General features: G+C 66.6%; 1 protein-coding gene. It reads left to right on the top strand.

Going from position 1 to position 3,432, the window contains the following annotated elements:
• Positions 1-3: 3 nt before the first annotated feature.
• The coding region (gene glgB, locus AC5RW2_RS41625) for a 1,4-alpha-glucan branching protein GlgB (protein WP_494075327.1) at positions 4-3,432 on the top strand (3,429 nt) is incomplete at its 3' end.

Raw genomic sequence — 3,432 nt, 5'->3', positions numbered from 1 at the left:
GACCTGCTGACGCCGTGGCTGGCGCGGCAACGCTGGTTCCCGGCGACGGGGCAGGACTTTACCCTGACGCGGGTCGGCGGGATCCGGCTGCAGGACCCGGCCGGCAACACCGGACTGGAAGTGCATCTGGCTGCGGTCGAATCAGCGGGACGCACCGTCGTCGTCAATATTCCGCTCAGCTTCCGCCGCGAGCCGCTGCAGGGCATCGACGGCGGCGCACTGGTCGGCGAGGCGGAGCACCAGGATCTGGGGCACTGCTGGGTTTATGACGGCGCCTACGATCCAGCCTTCGTCGCCGCCTGGCTGGAACTGATGCGCACCGCGGCCACGACGGCGGACGGCCGCTGCAGCGGCCACGCCGAAAGCGGCTTCCAGCAGTGGCCGGCCTTCGCCGAACCGCTGGAATCGGCGGTGCTCGGCGGGGAGCAGTCCAATACCTCGGTGGTGGTGGACAGCCGGCGCGGGTCGGTCATCCTCAAGTTCTTCCGCACGCTGGCGGTCGGCGAAAGCCCCGACGTCGAAATCAATGCGCGGCTCACCGACGCCGGCTCCACCGACGTTCCCGTCACCTTCGGCTGGGTGACGGGCGGCTGGGACGATCCCTCGGCCGCGGACGGGACCGTCACGGGGCATCTGAGTGTGCTGCGCGAATTCCTCGTAGGGAGCACGGACGCCTGGCGGACGGCATCGACCGCGGCCCTGGACGGCACGGACTTTACCGCCGAGGCGGCCGAACTCGGGCGGGTGACCGGCCGCATCCACCGCCAGCTGGCCGGTGCCATGGGTACAACGACGGCCAGCGGACCGGAACGCAAGGAATTCCTCGAGGCGCTCATCCAGCGCATCGAATGGGCCTGGGACGAGGCACGGGAGACCGTCGGCCCGTATGACGAGCAGGTACGGAGCGCAGTGGAGAAGCTGCGGTCCCTGGACCAACTGCCGCCGCTGCAGCGCATCCATGCCGACTACCACCTGGGCCAGGTGCTGCATTCGCCCGATCGCGGCTGGGTCGTGCTCGACTTCGAGGGCGAACCGCTGCGGCCCACCGCCGAACGAAGCCTGCCCGATGTTGCGCTGCGCGACGTGGTGGGCATGCTGCGTTCCTTCGACTATGCCGCCGGCGTCGTCATCAATGCGGCCCCGGAGCGGAACGGAGACAGCCGCGCCGACGAAGCCCGGGCCTGGGCCGCGGCCGCCAGCGCCGCGTTCCTGCGCGGTTATGAAGAAGAGACCGGCCAGCGCGTGGACACGGCGGACCCGCTGTTCGTGGGATTGTGGCTGGATAAGGCCTTGTACGAAGTGGTTTATGAAATGCGGAACCGGCCCACCTGGGTCGGCGTTCCGGTCGGTGCCGTGCGCCAGGCCCTGCGGGCCGGCGGACACTCCGACACCCAACCCAAAGGGGGCACTGCAGTGACAGAGCATGGAAATACCGTTTCGGGCGCAACCGGAGTTTCCGACGGCGGCCGGGAGCCAATGCGGGTGCCGCACGACACCCTGGCGGCCGTCGCCGATGGGCGCTACTACCAGCCGCATGCCGTGCTGGGCGCACACCTGGACGACGCCGGAACGGTTACCTTCCGTACACTCCGCCCGCTGGCCCGCAGCGTCACCGTCATCACGCCGACGGCCCGCCTGTCGCTGGTCCATGAGCACAACGGCATCTGGGTCGGCGCGCTGCCGGCTGAAGACGAAGGCCACGTTCCGGACTACCGGCTGGAAGTGGACTACACCGGGACGCCGGAGACCGTGGACGATCCGTACCGGTTCCTGCCGACCGTGGGCGAAGTGGACCTGCATCTGATCGCCGAAGGCCGCCATGAAACGCTGTGGACCGTCCTTGGCTCGCACCTGCGCCGCTACAACTCCATGCTGGGCGAGATCACCGGTGCCAGCTTCGCGGTGTGGGCCCCGAACGCGCAGGCGGTCCGGGTCAAGGGCGACTTCAACGGCTGGAACGGCGTGCATCACGCGATGCGTTCGATGGGCAGTTCGGGCATCTGGGAAATCTTCATTCCCGAGGTCGCGGCGGGCGCCATCTACAAGTACGAACTGCTGGGCAAGGACGGGCACTGGCATGAGAAGGCGGATCCGATGGCCCGCTATACCGAGGTGCCGCCGCTGACAGGTTCCCGAGTGGTGGAATCCCACTACACCTTCGCGGACCAGGAATGGATGAAGGCCAGGTCGGCGAGGGACCCGCACAATTCGCCGATGAGCGTCTACGAGGTCCACCTGGGCTCGTGGAAGATGGGCCTGAGCTACCGCGAACTGGCCGAAGAACTGGTCGGCTACGTCAAGGAACAGGGCTTCACCCACGTGGAGCTGATGCCGGTGGCCGAGCACCCGTTCGGCGGGTCCTGGGGCTACCAGGTGACGTCCTACTATGCACCGACGTCGCGGTTCGGGCATCCGGACGACTTCAAGTACCTGGTCGACAAACTGCACCAGGCCAGCATCGGCGTCATTATGGACTGGGTGCCGGCGCACTTCCCGAAGGACAGCTGGGCGCTGGCGCGCTTCGATGGCCAGCCGCTGTACGAGCACGCCGACCCGCGCCTGGGCGAGCACCCGGACTGGGGCACGCTGATCTTTGATTTCGGCCGGCGCGAAGTGCGCAACTTCCTGGTGGCCAACGCGCTGTACTGGCTGGAGGAGTTCCACATCGACGGCCTGCGCGTGGACGCCGTCGCCTCCATGCTGTACCGGGACTATTCACGCGAAGAGGGACAGTGGTACCCGAACATCCACGGCGGCCGCGAGAACCTGGAGGCTATCTCTTTCCTGCAGGAGGTCAACGCCACGGCGTACAAGCGGGTGCCCGGCATCGTCACCATCGCGGAGGAATCCACAGCGTTCGACGGCGTTACCCGGGCCACGAGCTCAGGCGGCCTTGGATTCGGGTTGAAATGGAACATGGGCTGGATGCATGACAGCCTGGAGTACATCGCGGAAGACCCGATGCACCGCATGTACCACCACAACAAGATCACCTTCTCGATGATCTACGCCTTCACCGAGAACTTCCTGCTGCCGATCAGCCATGACGAGGTTGTCCACGGCAAGGGATCGATGCTGCACAAGATGCCCGGCGACCGCTGGCAGCAGTTCGCCAATCTGCGGGCCTACCTGGCATTCCAGTGGGCCCACCCGGGCAAGCAGCTCATCTTCATGGGAACCGAGTTCGGCCAAGGTCCGGAATGGTCCGAATCCAAGGGCCTGGACTGGTGGATCACGGAGTACCCCGAGCACCAGGGGCTCCAGCTGCTGGTCAAGAACCTCAACGAGGTCTACCGGGAGACGCCGGCGCTGTTCGCCCGCGACAACGATCCGGCAGGGTTCGAATGGCTGGATGCCAATGACGGAACCCGGAACACGCTGTCCTTCACCCGCTGGGACAGTCAGGGGAATCCGCTGGTGTGCGTTGTCAAT

Source organism: Arthrobacter sp. B0316-1-20 (assembly GCF_059091865.1).
The sequence above is the reverse complement of the archived record's forward strand: the minus strand, read 5'-3'. Positions and strand labels throughout refer to the sequence as shown.